Origin of the sequence: Noviherbaspirillum sp., from assembly GCF_035654295.1 — a bacterium.
Classification (GTDB): domain Bacteria; phylum Pseudomonadota; class Gammaproteobacteria; order Burkholderiales; family Burkholderiaceae_D; genus Noviherbaspirillum.
The window spans coordinates 1-19,813 of the sequence record NZ_DASRXF010000074.1 but is presented as its reverse complement, the minus strand read 5'-3'; the positions used below and the strand labels follow the sequence as shown (position 1 = coordinate 19,813).

Annotated in this window: 16 protein-coding genes; 6 read left to right on the top strand and 10 right to left on the bottom strand. The window is 64.7% G+C overall.

What is annotated here, in order from left to right; translation table 11 throughout:
• The 4 genes from VFF99_RS08265 to VFF99_RS08250 all read left to right on the top strand — a co-directional run.
• Nucleotides 1-1,696, top strand: a 1,696-nt coding sequence (locus VFF99_RS08265; protein ID WP_325016779.1) for a DUF3418 domain-containing protein, incomplete at its 5' end; no start/stop codon positions are given.
• A gap of 148 nt (nucleotides 1,697-1,844) precedes the next feature.
• Complete coding sequence (locus tag VFF99_RS08260) at nucleotides 1,845-3,164, top strand: NAD(P)/FAD-dependent oxidoreductase (RefSeq protein ID WP_325016777.1); 1,320 nt, start codon at nucleotides 1,845-1,847, stop codon at nucleotides 3,162-3,164.
• A 105-nt stretch (nucleotides 3,165-3,269) separates the two neighbouring features.
• On the top strand, nucleotides 3,270-3,836 hold the full coding sequence (dcd, locus tag VFF99_RS08255) for a dCTP deaminase (RefSeq protein WP_325016775.1): 567 nt from the start codon (nucleotides 3,270-3,272) through the stop codon (nucleotides 3,834-3,836).
• Nucleotides 3,837-4,267: 431 nt separating this feature from the next.
• Nucleotides 4,268-4,573: a hypothetical protein gene (locus tag VFF99_RS08250; protein WP_325016773.1), complete on the top strand. Its 306-nt coding sequence runs from the start codon at nucleotides 4,268-4,270 to the stop codon at nucleotides 4,571-4,573.
• A gap of 50 nt (nucleotides 4,574-4,623) precedes the next feature.
• Here VFF99_RS08250 and VFF99_RS08245 read toward each other — a convergent pair whose 3' ends face one another.
• From VFF99_RS08245 to VFF99_RS08235, 3 genes are read right to left on the bottom strand one after another with little or no spacing between them, the layout of a single operon-like run.
• The gene (locus tag VFF99_RS08245) at nucleotides 4,624-5,625 is read right to left on the bottom strand and encodes a DUF3618 domain-containing protein (protein WP_325016771.1); all 1,002 of its coding nucleotides are present in this window, start codon (nucleotides 5,623-5,625) and stop codon (nucleotides 4,624-4,626) included.
• Nucleotides 5,625-6,026, bottom strand: coding sequence for a phage holin family protein (locus tag VFF99_RS08240; protein WP_325016769.1), 402 nt, complete (start codon nucleotides 6,024-6,026; stop codon nucleotides 5,625-5,627). Before VFF99_RS08240 ends, VFF99_RS08245 begins: the two co-directional genes overlap by 1 nt.
• Nucleotides 6,023-6,724 (bottom strand): hypothetical protein, encoded by a 702-nt coding sequence (locus VFF99_RS08235; RefSeq protein ID WP_325016768.1) that lies wholly within the window; start codon nucleotides 6,722-6,724, stop codon nucleotides 6,023-6,025. Before VFF99_RS08235 ends, VFF99_RS08240 begins: the two co-directional genes overlap by 4 nt.
• 203 nt (nucleotides 6,725-6,927) lie before the next feature.
• Between VFF99_RS08235 and VFF99_RS08230 the strand changes: the two genes are divergently transcribed.
• Both VFF99_RS08230 and VFF99_RS08225 read left to right on the top strand, forming a co-directional pair.
• Nucleotides 6,928-8,259 (top strand): sorbosone dehydrogenase family protein, encoded by a 1,332-nt coding sequence (locus VFF99_RS08230; protein ID WP_325016763.1) that lies wholly within the window; start codon nucleotides 6,928-6,930, stop codon nucleotides 8,257-8,259.
• 77 nt (nucleotides 8,260-8,336) lie between these two features.
• Entirely contained in the window at nucleotides 8,337-9,587 is a 1,251-nt protein-coding gene (locus tag VFF99_RS08225) for an Hsp70 family protein (protein WP_325016761.1), read from the top strand.
• A gap of 143 nt (nucleotides 9,588-9,730) precedes the next feature.
• Here VFF99_RS08225 and VFF99_RS08220 read toward each other — a convergent pair whose 3' ends face one another.
• The 7 genes from VFF99_RS08220 to VFF99_RS08190 all read right to left on the bottom strand — a co-directional run.
• Nucleotides 9,731-11,980 (bottom strand): arginine/lysine/ornithine decarboxylase, encoded by a 2,250-nt coding sequence (locus VFF99_RS08220; protein WP_325016759.1) that lies wholly within the window; start codon nucleotides 11,978-11,980, stop codon nucleotides 9,731-9,733.
• Nucleotides 11,981-12,193: 213 nt separating this feature from the next.
• Nucleotides 12,194-13,372: an SRPBCC family protein gene (locus tag VFF99_RS08215; protein WP_325016757.1), complete on the bottom strand. Its 1,179-nt coding sequence runs from the start codon at nucleotides 13,370-13,372 to the stop codon at nucleotides 12,194-12,196.
• Between the two features lie 186 nt (nucleotides 13,373-13,558).
• Complete coding sequence (locus tag VFF99_RS08210; RefSeq protein WP_325016755.1) at nucleotides 13,559-14,041, bottom strand: dihydrofolate reductase; 483 nt, start codon at nucleotides 14,039-14,041, stop codon at nucleotides 13,559-13,561.
• Complete coding sequence (locus tag VFF99_RS08205; protein WP_325016753.1) at nucleotides 14,041-14,835, bottom strand: thymidylate synthase; 795 nt, start codon at nucleotides 14,833-14,835, stop codon at nucleotides 14,041-14,043. Before VFF99_RS08205 ends, VFF99_RS08210 begins: the two co-directional genes overlap by 1 nt.
• Nucleotides 14,836-14,904: 69 nt before the next feature.
• Nucleotides 14,905-16,683, bottom strand: a complete 1,779-nt coding sequence (locus VFF99_RS08200) for an ABC transporter transmembrane domain-containing protein (RefSeq protein ID WP_325016751.1) — start codon at nucleotides 16,681-16,683, stop codon at nucleotides 14,905-14,907.
• On the bottom strand, nucleotides 16,680-17,753 hold the full coding sequence (locus VFF99_RS08195; RefSeq protein ID WP_325016750.1) for a carotenoid 1,2-hydratase: 1,074 nt from the start codon (nucleotides 17,751-17,753) through the stop codon (nucleotides 16,680-16,682). The genes VFF99_RS08200 and VFF99_RS08195 overlap by 4 nt, the downstream gene beginning before the upstream one ends.
• Nucleotides 17,753-19,813: FtsX-like permease family protein (locus VFF99_RS08190; RefSeq protein ID WP_325016748.1), on the bottom strand; the 2,061-nt coding region annotated here is incomplete at its 5' end. The genes VFF99_RS08195 and VFF99_RS08190, both read right to left, overlap by 1 nt.

Here is a 19,813-nt window from a genome sequence, read left to right as displayed (position 1 = left end):
CCGCAGCGCCTTGGTGGCCGGCGAGTTCGACACGCGCGCGCCCTTCCTGGCGCACAACCAGAAGCTGGTGCGCGAGATCGAAAACCTCGAACACAAGTCGCGCCGCCTGGACGTGCTGGTGGATGAGGAACTGATCGCCGCTTTCTACGACAAGCTGATCCCGCAGGACATCCATACCGGCATCGCCTTCGAGAAATGGTTGAAGGAAGCGACCGCGAAGAACCCGAAGCTGCTGCACCTCAACCGCGACGACCTGATGCGGCACGAGGCGGCGGGCGTGACCACCGACCTGTTCCCGAAGACCATGAACGTGGCCGGCGTAGCGATGACGCTGACCTACCACTTCGAGCCCGGCAGCCCGCGCGACGGGGTGACGATGACGATTCCGCTGTACACGCTGAACCAGGTATCGGCCGAGCGCTGCGACTGGCTGGTGCCGGGTATGCTGAAGGAAAAGACACACCTGCTGCTGAAGTCCCTGCCGCAGAAACTGCGCCGCCACTGTGTGCCGCTTCCGGACTATGCTGCCGGCTTCTGCGATCGGGCCGAATTCGGCAAGGGCAACCTGGTCGATGCGCTGATCGCCGACGTGCGCGAGCAGACAGGCCTGACGGTCAGGACCACCGACTTCAAGTTCGAGACGCTGCCGGCACACCACTTCATGAACTTCAAGGTGGTCGACGAGCACGGACGTCAGCTCGACATGGGCCGCAACCTGGCATCCCTGCAGGCGGAATTCGGCGGCCAGGCGCGCGAGCAGTTCCAGAAGCTGGCGGAAAAGACGGCCATCGCGCCGGCGGAAACGGCGGACAAGGCCGCGCCTGCCGCCGCTGGCACAATCTCGGAATACCAGAACCTGACCACCTGGTCCTTCGGCGAGCTGCCGGAACTGCTGGAGATCCAGCAGGGCAAGCAGACCCTGATCGGTTTCCCTGCGCTGGTCGACAAGCTCACGCATTGCGACCTCGAAGTATTCGACGACCCGGCCGAGGCGGCGCGCGTGCACCGCACCGGTCTGCGCCGCCTGTTCTCGCTGCAGCTCAAGGAGCAGTTGAAATACCTCGAAAAGAACATTCCCAACCTGCAGCAGATGGGCATGCAGTTCATGTCGCTCGGGACCCAGGAGGAACTGCGCGACCAGATCATTCAGGCCGGCCTGGAGCGCGCCTGCATGCAGGACCCGCTGCCGAAGAATGCCGACGAGTTCAACCAGCGCAAGGATGAGGGCAAGAGCCGCCTCGGCCTGCTGGTGAACGAGATCGCACGCCTCGCGGCGCAGGTGCTGGCCGAGTACTACACCTTGCCGAAGAAGCTGCAGGGCGCCAGGGCGCATGCGCAGAGCGCGGCCGACATGCAGTCGCAGCTGCAGTCGCTGGTGGGCAAGCGCTTCATCGCGGACAACGATTACACGCAGCTCGCGCATTTCCCGCGCTACCTGAAGGCGATCAATGTGCGGCTCGAAAAGCTGCGCGCCGATCCCGCCCGCGATGCCCGGCTCATGGCCGAGTGGGCGCAGGTGGCCGCACCCTGGCAGCGCGCACTGAAGGACCGCCAGAAGGGCAGTGACCCGAAGATGGTCGAGTTCCGCTGGCTGCTGGAAGAACTGCGCGTCTCCCTGTTCGCACAGGAGCTGCGCACGCCGATGCCCGTGTCTGTGAAGCGTCTGCAGAAGGTGTGGGAGTCGATGCAGCGCTAGCATTTCCTGTCAGCAGCTTTCTCCGGATAATGCCTTTCGGTTGACATTGTTCAATTGATAACTTTTGCCCGTCGATATAGTGGTTTGCATACATCCTCAACCAGCAGGGGAAGGGCATGCAAAATCGACATACCGGCGGAGCAGGCGCATGAAGCACGTCATCATCGGCAACGGGCCGGCAGGCATCATCGCCGCGGAGACCATCCGCAAGAACGCGCCGGCGGACGACATCATCCTCATCGGCGACGAGAACGAGGCGCCGTACTCGCGCATGTCGATTCCCCATCTGCTGGCCTGCAATACGAATGAGGCGGGCACCTATTTGCGCCGGGAAAAGGACTGGGCGTCGCGCCTGAACGTGAGCGAGGTGCGCGGCCGGGCGGTGCATGTCAGCACCCGCACCCGTACCGTCAAGATGGAAGACGGCAGCGCCCTCGCATTCGACAAGCTCCTCATCGCCAGCGGCGCATCGCCGCGCGTGCCGGTCATTCCCGGTATCGACTTCACCGGCGTGCACGCCTGCTGGACACTGGACGATGCACGACGCATCCAGCGGCTGGCACGGCCGGGCGCCCGCGTGGTGCTCATCGGTGCCGGATTCATCGGCTGCATCGTGATGGAAGCCTTGCTGGCGCGCGGCGTCAACCTCACCGTGGTTGAGCGGCGCGACCGCATGCTGCCCAACATGATGGGCAAGCGCGCGGGCGACCTCGTGCAGCGCTGGTGCGAAAAGAAGGGCGTCAAGGTGGTCACCGGCACACGCGTCACCGCCATCGGCTGCAGCGAGCTCGACGATCACGGGCGCATGGTGCGCCTGTCCAACCGCGAGCAGCTCAGCGCCGACCTGATCGTGTATTCCGTGGGCACGATGCCCAACGTGTCCTTCCTCAAGGGCAGCGGTATCCGCTGCCTGCAGGGCGTGGTCGTCGACGCCTCGATGCAGACCAACGTGCCCGGCGTCTACGCCGCGGGCGATTGCGCCGAGACCTTCGACAGCGTGGCCGGCCGCTCCATCATCTCGGGCGTGCAGCCGAATGCGGCCGATCAGGCCTACTGCGCGGCGCTCAACATGACGGGCAAGCATGCCTTCCAGCGCGGCGTGCGCCAGATCGATGTGATCGACACCATGGGCCTGATCTCCTCGTCCTTCGGCAACTGGCAGGGCGTGCGGGGCGGGCAGTGGGTGGAACTGGCGGACGAGCGCAATTTCCGCTACCTGCGCCTGGAGTTCTTCAAGGATGTGCTCATCGGCTGCAACGCCGTGGGCGTGACCGAGCATGCGGCCATCCTGCGCAGCCTGATCCAGAACCACGTCCATCTCGGCGAGTGGAAAGACCGCCTGCTGCAGGACCCGACACGGCTGAAGGACGCCTACGTCGCCTGCGTCGAGCAGCAGTATGTGGACGAAGCGTCATGGTTCCACCAGCCGATGGAGCGCCGGCCGGAAGTGTTCCGCCAGGCTGTCTAGACGATTCGACAATATACGGTCGCCGGGCGGTTGTTTTCGCGTAAAATCGCGGGAATTCGTCGTGTGCAAGCGCACGGCAGTCATCCCTCATACAACGCGAAAACAATGAGCATCAAATCCGACAAGTGGATCCGCCGCATGGCCCAGGAACACGGCATGATCGAACCGTTCGAGTCCGGCCAGGTGCGCCACGTCGACGGCCAGAAGATCGTCAGCTACGGTACCTCGTCCTACGGCTACGATATCCGCTGCGCCGCCGAATTCAAGATCTTCACCAACATCAACAGCACCATCGTCGACCCGAAGAACTTCGACGAGAAGTCGTTCGTCGATTTCAAGGGCGATGTCTGCATCATCCCGCCGAACTCCTTCGCACTGGCGCGCACCGTCGAATACTTCCGCATCCCGCGCAATGTGCTGACCATCTGCCTCGGCAAGTCGACCTACGCGCGCTGCGGCATCATCGTCAACGTGACGCCCTTCGAGCCCGAGTGGGAAGGCTACGTCACCCTGGAGTTTTCCAACACAACGCCGCTGCCGGCAAAGATCTACGCAGGCGAAGGCTGCGCGCAGGTGCTGTTCTTCGAGAGCGACGAAGTCTGCGAGACCTCGTACAAGGACCGCGGCGGCAAGTACCAGGGCCAGCGCGGCGTGACCTTGCCGAAGACCTGATCCGGGGCATTCTTCCGCATCACCCCTGGCCGGGGGCGGCGGTTTCCTGGCCGTTAAGCCGGTTTTCGATTTTCAGCCCAGGGTAAGCGGCAAACAAACAAACGAAAAAAAACCCTCCCCCCATTGCGGGGGGAGGGGCAGGTAAGGGGTAGGTTGTTCGCGATACAGCCAGTACTTCAACCATCCTGCCCCCAACCCAAGCTTCCCCTGCCGGGAAGAGGCCCACCTCTGGAGCTTCGAACGTTTCAACGAGTTGCTGTATTGAAACGAATAATGCGGGCAAAGCGCGGTAATGGCTGTTTCGCAATTGCGATAGCTGTTGCCAAATGTAATTTTTTCAATCGAAAGAGCGGCGGCAAGTTGTCAGGAAGGGCAATGACTCGCGCGGCGCGGCGGAGTACGATGCCGACATTGTCTGCAGAGAATATTTCATGGATACCGCTCAAGCCTTCACCGTCGCCCTCGTCATTCTCGTCGGCGCCATCCTCGTTTTCGGCATGGGCTATTTTGGCGGGCGGATGCTCGGCTACCGCCTCGGCCTGGAGAAGGGCAAGACGCTGTCCGGACGGGTGGAACACCTGAAGGGCATGTCGGACGGCTACGTGATGTCGCTCCATCACACACCCGCGCAGCGCGACGAGTACATGAACAACGTGCTGCTCAGAACAGGCGCAATCACCGCGCAGCAGCTTCAAGACGAGCGCCAGCGCCGCTTCCGGATGCGGATGGAAGCCTGAGGGCAGGCGCAAAAAGACCGCGCCGGCAGGGCGCGGTCCTCATGCTTGCCTTAGTGGATACTCGAGGATCCTGTTGGTCCGCTGTAAGGCGTAGCAGAACCCGTCGTTGTGCCGGTGGTTGCGCTGGTGCCTTGTCCGGCCCCGGCGGTGGGCTGCTGCGTCGTCGGGCGGTTGGACATATCTTCCGCCACGCGCTCCGCTTCCTTCTTCGCCGTCTCGGCCACTCGCTGCGCCGACTGCTTGAGGGTATCCGCCTGTTCGCGCGCGGTTTCCTTTGCACGATGCATCAGGTCGTCACGCATGCTGCCCATCATTTCATTTTCCCGCCGCGTGCTCGGGAGGACCGCCCCCAGTACCGCGCCGATGGCCAGGCCGACGGCGCCCATGGCCAGCGGCTGCTCGTCGTACATCTCGTTGAAGCGGTCCTTCGCATAGCCGGCCTGCATCTGCGAGCGCCGGCGCATCTCGCTCATGCGCGCCTGCGCGCTGCCCGCGGTTTCCTGCAGGCGCTGGCGCGCACTCTGGCCTGCCTGCTGCACCCGCCCGGTGACGGAGGAGGCCGTGTCGCTGATGCGCTGCCCGACGTTGCTCGCGGTGTCCTTGATGCTGCTTCCGGCCTCGCCGGCCTTGGATGACATGCGCTGCATCATGCCTTCCTCTGGTTCGCCGGCGCCGTAATCGCGCGCCGCGAGGTATTCGTTCTCATCGTAACCTTCATAACCCTCATAGTCGGCGGCATAGCGGGGGCGGCGCACGGAACGGGCGTAACGCCGGCCCGGTTCGTAGGCCGGCGTCTGGCGTCCGGCAGCCATCAGCCAGGCAATGCCAATGCCGATCAGGGCAACGGGAATGGGATTGTCACGTACCGAATTGACGAGGTTCATGCTGAATGCTCCTGGGGTAGTGGACAGTGCATAGTCGACCGCGTTATCCATCATTTCGCTCGGCGACAACTTGTGCTGGATGGCGTCGATGGTGGAGGTGAAATCGGCGCGTGTGCGCTCGAGATCGCTCTCGATCTCTTCCGGGCTGCGGTTATCCGTGTTTTTCATCAGAGCTTCTCCTGTACGGCGAGCTTGTCGCGCTTGAGCGAGTCCATTGTTCTGTGCGGCGTGAGCTTGTCCGCGGTGATCTTGGCGCTGCCACTCTTGACCAGGGCGTAGCCGCCGCCGGCGACGATGAGCCCGACGATCAGCGGCGCCAGCCACGGGCCGATATTGGGCGGCAGCAGCACTTCCACGCCGCGCACCACGGCCAGCAGCAGGATGAACAGGCCTGCGAGCATGACTGCAGCCCCGACCGCGACCGAGATCAGAGCCGTCTGGATCTCGGCCATCTTCGATGACATTTCGGCCCGCGCGAGCGCGATCTCCTGGCGGACAAGGTCAACCATGTCGCGCGTCAGGTCGGAGAACAGCGCTCCCAGGGACTTGTCTGTCTTGTCGATCATCATGGTGCGTTACCTCCGATGTTCGACCCTGTCACCCCGCCGGTGGTCGATGCCCCCTTCGCCGGGGTGCCGTCAGCCCCGATCGGCGATGCTGTGCTTGTCCCGGTCGTGCCGGTCGTGCCGGTCGTTCCGGCTGCCCCGGTATATGGCCCGGCTTCGCCCGCCGAAATGGTTCCCTCATCCTCCCAGTCGCCGCGATACGCCTGGCGCTCGGACGAACTCTTCAGGAAGCGCGCGAGCAGGAAGCCAGCGACCATGGTGCCGACGAGGAAAGTCCCCGGCGAACGGCGCGCGTAGCCTTCGGCGTCCCTAACGATGGAGTCGAGGTCTTTGTTGCGCAGGCGGCCGCCGAGCGATTCCAGCTGGTCGGCGATCAGCTGGACATAGCGCGCGGTCTGGTCCTGTCCTTCACCCTGCAGGTTCTGCGCGGTATTGCGGATGGCGCCGGCGACGCTGCTGACCTGGCCTAGCGCCGATTCCTTTTGCTGAGCGAAAAGCGACCTTCCTTTTTCCTTGGCGCGGCTTGTCATGTCGTCCGCGTACTGCCGTGCGGAAGCGGCCATGCCCGCCGAGCTTTCATTCGGGTTGTCGCGCATCTGCGCGGTGCCACTTCCGCCTGTCAGGACGCCAGTCCCCGACACCGACGTGCCGGCTGTGGTGCCACCGGCAATGGGCTTGCTCTGATCCTTGTTCTCTGCCATCGCATGACTCCTCATGATTCGTTTCGGATTGGCTACACGCATCGTGTAGCGCTCTCGTCATTCGATGTGCTTTATGCAAAAAGATTCATTTTTGTCACGCTTGGCTTGCCAACGCGCAACCGCGAACCGGAATGCGGCGGAATTCGCGATCCCGAGACGAATCTATAGAAGGTCGACAAACAGAAAAACAAGCGGAGACAGTCATGAAGCGTCGTTCCCCGATAAGCGCCGCCTTCCTGGCGTGTGTGCTTTCAGGTTGTGCGTTGTTCGATCCTCCCGCCTTGCCGGTGGAAGCCGGCATGGGGCCCAATCCTCGCCTCCCGGCACCGGACAAGGATCTTGTTCCGACGGTCAACATCGCCCCTGCCAAGGGCTGGCCGTCCGGTACGAAACCCGTAGCCGCACAAGGGTTTACGGTGTCCGCCTATGCCGTCGGCCTGGACCATCCGCGGTGGGTGTACGTGCTGCCCAACGGTGACGTGCTGGTGGCGGAATCCGATGCGCCGGCCAAGCCTGACGACATGAAGGGCATCAAAGGTTTCGTGATGAAGGAAGTGATGAAAAAGGCAGGTTCCGGCGCACGCCCGAGCGCCAACCGCATCACGCTCTTGAACGGTCTGAACGCCGACGGTTCGGCGGCAATACGAAAGGTTTTCATCGCCAACCTGAATTCACCGTTCGGCATGGCCCTGGTCGGCAACGATCTCTACGTTGCCAATACCGACGCCATCCTGCGCTTCCCCTACAAGGATGGCCAGACTGAAATCAGCGAAGCGGGCGTCAAGATCGCGGACCTGCCGGCCGGTTCGATCAACCATCACTGGACCAAGAACATCATCGCCAGCCCGGACGGCAGGTACCTGTATGCCACCGTCGGATCGAACAGCAACGTCGGCGAGAACGGGATGGACAACGAAGAGAACCGCGCATGTATCTTGCAGGTGGATCTTGCCACCGGCAAGTCGCGGGTCTACGCCTCCGGCCTGCGCAACCCCAACGGCATGGGCTGGCAGGGCGGCCAGCTCTGGACCGTGGTGAATGAGCGCGATGAACTCGGCAATGATCTTGTGCCCGACTACCTGACCTCCGTGAAAGAGGGCGGCTTCTACGGCTGGCCTTACAGCTATTTCGGCCGGCACATCGACGACCGGGTGAAGGAAAAGCGGCCTGACCTGGTCGCCAGGGCGATCGTGCCGGATTATGCGCTCGGCTCCCACACCGCCCCGCTCGGCCTGGTTTTCTACAATGGCATGCAGTTCCCCGCCGAGTATGACGGCGGCGCCTTCGTCGGCCTGCACGGTTCCTGGAACCGCAAACCGCATAGCGGTTACAAGGTCGTATTCGTGCCGTTTTCCGGCGGCAAGCCGAGCGGGCTGCCGGAAGATTTCCTGACAGGGTTCCTGAGCGGCGAAGGGGAGGCCTATGGCAGGCCGGTCGGCGTCGCGGTCGCCAGGGACGGCGCGCTGCTGGTGGCCGATGATGTCGGCAACACCGTGTGGAGGGTGGCGGCCAAGGTTGCAAGCCGGTCCAGATAAGTGGGATCTGCCGGCGTGCGATACCGCCCCGATTCGCGTATCATTACGGCCCCTCACGAATCCGGCAGATCCTCAAGATGACAAACGCATGCGGTGTCGATTTCGGCACGTCCAATTCCACGGTCGGCTGGACCCGGCCCGGACAGCCGGCACTGCTGGCGCTGGAGGACGGCAACCGGACCTTGCCGTCCGCCGTCTTCTTCAATGCGGAAGAAGATGCGGTCAGCTTCGGCCGCGCGGCCCTGGCAGACTATCTGGCAGGCTACGAGGGCCGCCTCATGCGTTCCCTGAAAAGCCTGCTCGGCACCAGCCTGATCGATGGCCAGACGGAGGTGCTGGGGCGCGCGCTGCCGTTCCGCATGCTGCTGGCGCAATTCATCGCCGAACTGAAGCGGCGTTCGGAGGCCGCCGCCGGACGCACGTTCGAGCGCGCGGTGTTCGGGCGTCCGGTCTATTTCGTCGACGGTGATGCCGGGGCGGACCGGGTGGCGGAAAACACGCTCAGGGAAATCGGGCTGGCAGCCGGTTACCGCGAGGTGGCATTTCAGTACGAACCGATTGCCGCGGCCTTCGATTACGAATCGCGCATCGATCGGGAGGAACTGGTGCTGATCGCCGACATCGGCGGCGGCACCTCGGATTTCTCCCTGATCCGTCTGGGGCCGCAACGCGCCGGCAAGTCCGAACGGCGCGACGATATCCTCGCCAACGGCGGCATCCACATCGGCGGCACGGATTTCGACAAGTACCTCAGCCTGTCCTGCGTCATGCCCCAGCTCGGCCTCGGCAGCCGGCTCAAGAGCCAAAGCGAGGTACCGTCGAGCTATTACTTCAATCTCGCGACCTGGCACACGATCAACCTCGCCTATACCCAGCGGGCCGAGCGCGAGCTGCAGGACATCCACCGCGATGCGGTCGAGCGTGACAAGATCGGCCGTCTGCTGCACCTGGTCCGGCATCGAGAGGGGCATTGGCTGGCGATGCGTGTGGAAGAGGGCAAGATTGCCTTGTCCGATACAGGCCATGCCCGGCTCGAACTCGACAGGCTGTCGCCGCCGCTGGACGTGGCGCTGGACGGCGAGCGCTTCGATGAAGCGATAGCGCACCTGACGGCCGACGTGGAGCGCGCGGTGAGCGGATTGTTGCGGGATGCGGGGATTGCCGCGGACGCTGTTGATACCGTGTTTTTTACGGGTGGTTCGAGCGGCGTGCCGCTGCTGCGGCGGAGGATTGCGGCGACAGTGCCGAACGCGCGCCAGGTGGAAGGCGATCGCTTCGGCAGTATTGGCGCCGGATTGGCGCTGGATGCGGGGAGGAAGTTTGGGTGAGGTGGAGGGATGGCGGGTTTCGCTTCGCTCTACCCACCCTACGGTTCTTTATAAAGGACGGTAGGGTGGGTAGAGCGCAAGCGAAACCCACCAGCACATAAAGCACGGCATGGCGGGCAGCGCAAAGCCCCCCTGCCAACCTCCTATTTCACGCAATCCACGTAATACCCGCGCTTGCCATCGATCTCCTGCGTCACGAGCCCGTGCACGTCGGTCTCGAAGCCCGGGAACTTCTCGTTGAAGTCCCGTGCGAATTTCAGGTAATCGACGATGGTCTTGTTGAAACGCTCGCCCGGGATCAGCAGCGGAATTCCCGGCGGGTAGGGCGTCAGCAGGATCGCGGTAACACGGCCTTCCAGTTCCTCGATCGACACGCGTTCGATGTCGCGGTGCGCCATCTTGGCGAAGGCGTCGGACGGCTTCATCGCCGGCTGCATGTCGGACAGGTACATTTCCATCGTCAGGCGCGCGACGTCGTAGGTCTTGTACATGTCGTGGATCGCATGGCACAGGTCGCGCAGGCCGACGCGCTCGTAACGCGGATTGGCCGCGGCGAACTCCGGCAGGATGCGCCAGATCGGCTGGTTCTTGTCGTAGTCGTCCTTGAACTGCTGCAGCGCCGTCAGCAGCGTGTTCCAGCGGCCCTTGGTGATGCCGATGGTGAACATGATGAAGAACGAATACAGGCCGCACTTCTCGACGATGACGCCGTGCTCGGCCAGGTACTTGGTCACGATCGATGCCGGGATGCCGGTCTCGCCGAACTTGCCGTCCAACGCCAGGCCCGGGGTGACGATCGTCGCCTTGATCGGGTCGAGCATGTTGAAGCCCGGCGCCAGTTTGCCGAAGCCGTGCCAGTCGTCTTCCGCGCGGATCATCCAGTCTTCGCGCGAGCCCATGCCTTCTTCCGAAAACTTGTCCGGTCCCCAGACCTGGAACCACCAGTCCTGGCCCCATTCCTCGTCGACCTTGCGCATGGCGCGGCGGAAGTCCAGCGCTTCGAGGATGCTTTCTTCGACCAGCGCGGTGCCGCCCGGCGGCTCCATCATCGCCGCGGCGATGTCGCAGGAAGCGATGATCGCGTACTGCGGCGAGGTCGAGGTGTGCATCAGGTAGGCTTCGTTGAACATGTCCTGGTCGAGCTTCACCGTCTGCGAATCGCGCACCAGGATCTGCGAAGCCTGCGACAGGCCGGCCAGCAGCTTGTGCGTGGACTGTGTGGAGAAGATCAGCGATTCCTTGGCGCGCGGGCGGTCCTTGCCGATGGCGTGCATGTTCTTGTAGAAGTCGTGGAAGGTCGCGTGCGGCAGCCAGGCTTCGTCGAAGTGCAGGGTGTCGATCTTCCCGTCGAGCATTTCCTTGATCGTCTCGACGTTGTACAGCACGCCGTCGTAGGTCGACTGCGTGATGGTCAGGATGCGCGGTTTCTTGTTCACCGCTTCGCGCGCGAACGGGTTGGCCTCGATCTTCTTCATGATGTTTTCCATCTTGAATTCTTCGAGCGGGATCGGGCCGATGATGCCGAGGTGATTACGCGTCGGCATCAGGAACACCGGGATCGCGCCGGTCATGATGATCGAGTGCAGGATGGACTTGTGGCAGTTGCGGTCCACCACGACGATGTCGCCGGGGCCGACGGTGGAGTGCCACACCATCTTGTTCGAGGTCGAGGTGCCGTTGGTGACGAAGTAGCAGTGGTCGGCGTTGAAGATACGCGCCGCATTGCGCTCGGAGGCGGCCACCGGGCCGGTGTGGTCGAGCAGCTGGCCGAGTTCTTCCACCGCGTTGCAGACGTCGGCGCGCAGCATGTTCTCGCCGAAGAACTGGTGGAACATCTGGCCGATCGGCGATTTCAGGAAGGCCACGCCGCCGGAGTGGCCGGGGCAGTGCCAGGAATACGAACCGTCCTTCGCGTAATGCACCAGCGCGCGGAAGAAGGGCGGCGCCAGGCTGTCGAGATAGGACTTGGCCTCGCGGATGATGTGGCGCGCGACGAACTCCGGCGTGTCTTCGAACATGTGGATGAAGCCGTGCAGCTCGCGCAGGATGTCATTCGGGATATGGCGCGAGGTGCGGGTTTCGCCGTACAGGTAGATCGGGATGTCGGCGTTCTTGTAGCGGATCTCCTCGACGAAGGCGCGCAGCGATTTCAGCGCGGCGTCGGTTTCTTCGGAGGTGCCGCCGCCGAACTCTTCATCGTCGATGGACAGGATGAAGGCCGATGCCCGCGATTGCTGTTGCGCGAACTGAGACAGGTCACCGTAGCTGGTTACGCCCAGGACTTCCATGCCTTCTTTTTCCATCGCTTCGGCCAACGCGCGGATGCCGAGGCCGGAGGTGTTTTCGGAGCGGAAGTCCTCGTCGATGATGACGATGGGGAAGCGAAATTTCATGTGGTCTCCAGGATGGACAAAATGCTAGGGAGACGCCTGGGCGGGAAAGCTTGCGCGCCGAAAAAAAGAAAAACCGAATTTTCGCAGATATGGCGGGGATGTGCGAGAAACGGCCGCGATTTTGCGAAGATGCGGGAAAATTGTTGTTTTGATACCGGGCCGGCGGTCCCCGTCATCCCCTCGCAGGCGGGGTGACGGGGACAGGGAATGGCTTCAGCTCGGATAGATCGCCTGCTCGGCGGCCGTGTTCACGCCCCTGGCCGGCGCACTGGCCTCGATACGGCTCTTCATGCGCAGCAGGTCTTCGTCCATCTGGTTCTTCGGATTGCCGTGGAACAGGGTGGCAACCGCGTCGCCCAGCGCGCCCGCCGGCGGCCGGTAGGTCATGTGCACGTGCACCCGCGTGCCTTCGCCATCCGGCTCGAAGCGCACCCGGCCGGTATGCGCGACCTGCGCTTCCTCGGCGGTGCGCCAGGCGAGCGTGCGCGGACGCTCGCTTTCGGTCACGACGGCATCCCATTCGATCTGCGTTCCGGCGGGGCCGCTGACCACCCAGTGCGAGCGTCCGTCGCCGATCTCGCGCACCTCCTGCACATTCGACATGAACTGCGGGAAGTTTTCGTAATTCGACCAGGCATCGAACACTGTCTCGGGCGCGGCGTCGATGTAGATGGTCTTGTGCAGTTCGATCGATTGCGAGCCCGACCTGCCGTACGAGCGTGCCTGCATGTTGGCGAGGCCGCGCGCAAGCAGGCCGACGCCGACAGCGGCAGCTGCGAGCCCGAGCACCGAGCGTTGCCGCAGACCGTAGGCGCTGAGCGCCCCGCCGCCCAGCGTGGCGGCGGCACGCCAGGCGGGCGGCCAGTTACCTTGCAGGATGGGCGCGTGGAGCTGGCGCGGACGGCCTTCGCCCTGCAGCGATGGCACGCCGTCGGACTGCACGTGCGCCTGCAGCGCATCGTCAATGCTGCGCACGCCCGGCACCGACCGGACCGCCTCCAGCAACTGGTCCTTCTCGTGCGCAAATACCGGTCCGCTGAGGATGATGCAGCCGTCCTGCGCATGCACCTTCACCGCGTGCGGATGGGATACCGCGCGTCCGACCTTGGAGCGCACCCGCTCGATGAGGTGCTGGTCATCCGTCGCCTTGCCGCGCCGTGAGAACAGGCGGCCGGTTTTCGCGCGCATGCCCTGCATGCGGTTGGCAAGGTCGCGCGATGCTACACCGATGGCGCCGCCCGAGCGGTGCGCGGTACTCACCATCTTGTCGCGGATGAGCGCCCGGCGCCGCTTGCCCCGGTCGGGATCGGACAGATACATGGCCGCCGCACCGAGTGCCGCGCCGGCCAGCCATTTTCCCCATGCTTGCGATGATGCGGACTCCTGGTCCATGACGATCTCCTTTTGTTCGTTGACGGAATGGTGCAACCGGTCAACTACCGATGGCCGGCCGCGGACGGATTAATGAGACAGACTGGAAGGAGATGAGTGCCCGGCGCCCGGCATGCACCGGGCGGGGGGGATGCAGCCGGGAAAGGGCGCTCGCCCGTTCACGGCTTTTCCGGCTTGTAACGTTCGCTAGTTGCGTTCGTAGGTGACGTAGGCGTAGTCGAATCCGTTGGATTCGGAGTGGTGGGTTTCGCGCGCGACTTCCTTCCACTGGGTGCGGTCGAACTCCGGGAAGAAGGCGTCGCAGTCGAAGGTCTTGCCGATCTCGGTCACCACCATGCGGTGGGCGATCGGCAGCGCTTCGGCGAAGATCTGGCCGCCGCCGATCACGCAGGACGGCGTATCGCCGACCAGCGCCAGTGCCGCTTCAAGCGAAGAGACAACGTCGACGCCGTCGCGCATCCACTCGGGGTTGCGCGTGATGACGATGTTGCGCCGGTTGGGCAGCGGCCGGCCGATCGAATCGAAGGTCTTGCGCCCCATGATGATCGGATGGCCCATCGTGGTGCGCTTGAAGTGAGCGAGGTCTTCCGGCAGGTGCCAGGGCAGCTTGTTGTCGATCCCGATGCCACGTTTTTCGTCGATGGCCACGACGAGCGTGATGTGTCCCATCAGACGGCCACCGGCGCCTTGATGTGCGGATGGCTCTGGTAGCCCTCGATCTCGAAGTCCTCGAACCTGTAATCGAAGATCGACTCCGGCTTGCGCTTGATGACCAGCTTCGGCAGCGGGTAGGGCGTGCGCGAGAGCTGTTCGCGGACTTGCTCCATGTGGTTGGAGTAGAGGTGGCAGTCGCCGCCGGTCCAGATGAAATCGCCGACCTCCAGGCCGGTCTGCTCGGCCACCATGTGCGTCAGCAGCGCGTAGGACGCGATATTGAAGGGCACGCCGAGGAAGATGTCGGCGCTGCGCTGGTAGAGCTGGCAAGACAGTTTGCCGTCGGCCACGTAGAACTGGAAGAACGCATGGCAGGGTGGCAGCTTCATCTGCGGGATGTCGGCCACATTCCAGGCCGAGACGATCAGGCGGCGCGAATCCGGGTTGTTGCGGATCTGGTCGAGCAGCTGCGCGATCTGGTCGATGTGCCTGCCGTCCGGCGCCGGCCAAGAGCGCCACTGGTAGCCGTAGATCGGGCCGAGGTTGCCTTCGGCGTCGGCCCATTCGTCCCAGATCGAGACACCGTTGTCTTTCAGGTACTTGATGTTGGTGGAGCCGGCCAGGAACCAGATCAGTTCATGGATGATGGATTTCAGGTGCAGCTTCTTGGTCGTCACCAGCGGAAAACCTTCCTGCAGGTTGAAACGCATCTGGTAGCCGAAGACCGAGCGCGTGCCGGTGCCCGTGCGGTCTGTTTTTTCGGTGCCATGGTCTTGGACATGGCGCATGAAGTCGAGGTATTGGCGCATGGGAATGTGTGTGTTGAGTCGCGCTATTTTAAATTAAATCACCGTCCGGACTGTGTCATTCCTGCACGCTCAACCTTGCGAAAATTGCAATGCGGCGAGGCTGGCATAGAGCCCGCCTTGCGCCACCAGCGAGGCATGGGTGCCGGTCTCCACGATGCGGCCGTGTTCCATCACGATGATGCGGTCGGCGCGCTGCACCGTGGCCAGGCGGTGCGCGATGACGAGCGTCGTGCGGCCGGCCATCGCCGCTTCCAGCGCGGCTTGCACCAGGCGTTCCGATTCCGCGTCGAGCGCGCTGGTCGCCTCATCGAGCAGGAGCAGCGGCGGATTCTTGAGCAGGGCGCGGGCGATCGCGATGCGCTGCCGCTGGCCGCCGGACAGCCGCACGCCGCGTTCGCCGAGGAAGGAGCGGTAGCCGTCGGGCAGGCGTTCGATGAAGTCGTGGGCGGCGGCCAGCCGCGCCGCCTCGATCACTTCCGCATCGCTGGCATCGGTGCGGCCATAGCGGATGTTCTCCATCGCATCGGCGGAAAAGATCACCGTGTCCTGCGGCACGATGCCGATTGCGCCGCGCAGCGCGTGCAGGTCGAGCCGGCGGATGTCGATGCCGTCGAGCAGGATGCTGCCCTGCTGGGGATCGTAGAAGCGCAGGAGCAGCTGGAACAGCGTGGTCTTGCCCGCGCCCGAGGGGCCGACGACGGCCACCGTTTCGCCCGGACGGACATCGAGCGATATGCCCGACAGCGAGGGCGCCCCTGGGCGCGAAGGGTAGTGGAAGCTCACGTCGCACAAGGACAGGGAGGCGCCGTTCGCGGCGCGCGCCGGCAGGGGGAGCGGCGCCGCCGGCGGTTGGATCGGCGAGCGCACGACCAGCAGTTCCAGCAGGCGCTCCGCCGCGCCGGCGGCCCGTTGCGCTTCGCCCATCACTTCCGACAGCGCGCCCGTCGCCCCGGCCACGATAGTGGCGTACAGGATGAACTGGCCAAGCTCGCCGCCCGTCATCCTGCCCTGGATGACCGCATGCGCGCCCAGCCAGAGCACGAACACGATCGCGCCGAAGACCAGCAGGATGGCGACTGCCGTGAGCAGGGAGCGCGCGCGGATGCGCTGCAAGGCCGTATGGAAGGCACGCTCGACCGAGCCGCCGAAACGGGAGGCTTCATTCCTTTCCTGCGTGAACGCCTGCACGGTGGGCATGGCATTGAGGATCTCACCGGCGAGCGCCGACGCGTCCGCGACACGGTCCTGCGAATCGCGCGACAGCTTGCGCACGCGGCGTCCGAACAGAACGATGGGAAGCACCACCGCGGCCAGCATCACGATGATGATCGAGGACAGCCGCGCGCTGGTGACGAACAGCATCACCAGTCCGCCGGCGAAGAGCAGCGTATTGCGCAGCGCCAGCGAAATGCTGGTGCCGACGAGCGTCTGGATCAGCGTCGTGTCGGTGGTCAGGCGCGACAAGACTTCGCCGGTCTGTGTAGTCTCGAAGAATTGCGGGCTTTGCACGACCACGTGGCGGTAGACCGCGCTGCGCAGGTCGGCGGTCACGCGCTCGCCCAGCCAGGACACCATGTAGAAGCGTGCGGCAGTCGCCAGCGCCAGCACGCAGGCGACGGCGAACAGGGCAAGGAAGTACACGTCGATGTGGCCGGCGGTCTGCATGCCGCCCGAGCCGAAGCCGGCGTCGATCATGCGGCGGAAGGCGTAGGGGATGGCGAGCGTGGCTGCGGCGGCGATCACCAGGGCCACGCCCGCGAGCATGAATTGTTTCCGGTAGGGGGCGAGAAAGGGCAGGAGGCCCTTGAGCGTCGCGATGCTGCTTTTTTCTTCTCTTGTCGCGTTCATAGTTTCAGTGGTTTCACATAGCCGGTCAGCTCCAGGTAGCCGCGCCCGGCCGGACGGCCGTCGCGCTCGATGCGCACGGCGCCCTCCCAATAGACCGATCCCGTCGACTGGCGCGAATCGAGTTCCTGGTCGTCCTGCAACGGCTCCAGGTCCCAGGTGATGCCGCCGGTGCGCACCTGCACGGCCACCGGATAGGTGGCGCCGGTGCGGGGCGAGCGCCAGTTGCGCTGAGGCAGGAACTGTACTTCATCCGGCCCGTAGTGCATCACGCGGCCGGACTTGTCGCGCAGGGCGGCGTGCGACCAGAGCACGCCGCCATTCTTCAAACGGATGCGGAACACCATCAGCGCCGAACCGTCGTCCATGTTCGCGCCGATCCAGTCCCATCCCGCGGCGTCTGGATCGAGCACCGTGGTCGACCATTCGTGGTCCAGCCAGGCGCGGCCCTTGACCTTTGCCGCCGTGCCGCCGCGGCTTACGGAGCCTTCCACCCTGAGCTGGGGCTCGCTGTAGTAATAGCTGGCCTGTCCCGGTTTCGGGCCCTTGCGGGAGAATCCGTTCTCGCCTTGCAGCATCGGCGGCTGGGTCGGTGTCAGAACCAGGTCGAGCGCGAAGTCGCGGGCGGGGATGCTGGCATGGTAGCTGCCGTCGTCGCGGCGGACAAAGCGCCATGCATCGAGCTTGACATCGGTATTGCCGGTGCGCGCATGGGCGCGGCCGAATCCTTCGCGCGCGCTTTTCTGTTCATGCAGAAGTTTGCCAACCGCGGGATCAGAGACGGCAGCGTGGGCGATGATGAGCTGCTTCGGCGCGAAGCGGCTGGGGTTATCGGCGTCGTGGTCGGTCGCCGAGCGGAAGAAGGTGACCTGGAAGCCGAGCGGTTTGCCATCGGGCAGTTCCACCCATCCGGTGGCGTACCACCACTCGGTGCGGAAATCGGGGTGCGCGCCGAAGTCGTAGGGCAGCGACAGGGCCTTGCCGGGGACGACGGCCGAGAGTTGCGGCGGGGCTGCGGCGGCCGGCATTGCCAGCGCGAGCAGTATCAGGAGGCGAAGAATGAACAGGCGCATCACCAATCCTCCCTCACCGCGCGCACCGCTTCGCCGGAGACCGCGTAGCGTCCGGACGCCAGCGCGGTCAGCGCCGCCGATACCAGCAGCACCGCCGCGACCGCGAGCAGCATGCCCCAGGGCATGTGCAGCTGCATGGTCCAGTGGAAGGATTGCGGGTTGACCACGAACACCAGGATGAGGCTGATCGCGCTGCCGAGCAGGAAGCCGACAACGATGCCCAGCAGCGTCAGCAGGCTGCCTTCGGCCGCCAGCATCGCGAGGATCTGGCGGCGCATGACGCCGACGTGCCGCAGCATGCCGAATTCCTTGGCGCGTGCCAGCGTCTGCGCGGAAAACGTCGCCGCCACGCCGAACAGGCCGATGACGATCGCCACCGCTTCCAGCAAGTAGGTGACGGCAAAGCTGCGGTCGAAGATGCGCAGGCTGATCGCGCGGATCTCCGCCGGCTCGGAAAACTCAAGCACCGCCCCGAAAGGCAGGCCGCGCATCGCTTCCATCACCTTGCCCGTCGTTGCATCGGGCTGCAGCCAGAGCGCGGCGTCGTTGACCTCGTTGTCCCCGGTGAGCCGGCGGTAGTCGGCCAGCCGCATCTGGATCGCGCCCGATTGCCGCGCGTAGTCGCGCCAGATGCCGGCCACGAATACTTCGCGCAATTGCCCTGCGAGCGGCAGTCGTTGCCGTTCGCCGGGATGGAACCCATACAGGTCTGTCATGGCTTCCGACACCCACACAGGAACGGCACCCGCCGGGATGTCCTTTGCAGCCACCGATTCGCCGACCAGGGGTACGACCCGCGCCGGATGCTCCACCTCGATCGGCCGCGCCAGCAAGGCGACCGGCGGGCGGGCAGGATCGATGACCAGTTGCGTCAGGCGCAGGAAATCCGCCCGCTCGACGCCGGGCGTCTTCGCGACGGCTTCCTGCTCGGCCGCGGAGAAGGCCCCCGTATTGCCGCCGGCCGCTGAACGCACGTACAGGTCCGCCGACAGCACCTGCGACAGCCAGTCGTCCACCGACACGCGGAAGCTCGCGACCATGATTGCCATCGCCACCATCAGGCTGAAGCTGGAGAGCACGCCGCCGAGCGCGATCGAGGCCTGGTTGGGCGCATTGGCGAGCCGCCCGAGCGAGAGCGCGGCGACCGCGCCGGTCCCCGGGCGGACGACGAGACGGGACAGCAGTGAGAACATGAGCGCCGCCACGCGCGGCATCAGCGCGATGCCGCCGATCAGGAGCAGGGCGATGGACAGGTAGCCGAACACCGGCAATTCGAATACCGGCGGCAACTGTGACATGGCGCCGCCGGCCGCCAGGCAGACGAGCGCCGGCCAGGGCGACGCCAGGCGCGAAAGCGCCACGTCTTCGCTGCCGGACTTGAGTGCCTGTGCGGGCCGCGCACGCGCCGCTTCCCATGCCGGACTGGCGCAACCGAGCAGGCCGGCGGCGGTGCCAAGCAGGAAAAAGGTCGCTGCGGCAGGCAGGGAAAATTGCACCGTCGGCTGCACGCCGGGAAAGTATCCGCCGCCGAGGTCGCCGCCGAACAGCCGGAGGGCGAGGGCGGCAATCGCATAACCGGCGGCCAGCCCGGCGAGCGACCCGCTCACGCCCAGCACCGCGCCTTCCACCAGGATTTGCACGAGCACCTGGCGGCGCGTCATGCCGGCCACGCGCAGCAGCGCGAGCTGGCTGCGCCGCCGCAGCACGGAAAGCGCCTGCGTCGAAAACACCAGGAAGGCGCCGGTGAACAGCGCCACCAGCGCAAGCATGTTGAGATTGACGCGGTAAGCGCGCGACATGTTGGCGGTGCGCGCCTCCTGGTCCTCGGTCTCGGTGACCAGCAGGCCGGCGGGCAATTCCTTTTCCAGCACCATCTTAAAGGCGCCGCGGCCGATGCCCGATTCCAGCTTCAGCTCGATGTGCGACAAGCGTCCGAGCCGGTTGAAGCGCCACTGCGCCGCGCCGATGTCCATCACGGCAAGCCGCTGCCCCGCGCGCGCACGCGTCAGCCCTCCCGCCACCCGCAGGCGCACCTCCTGCGTGCCGGCGCGCAACGCCAG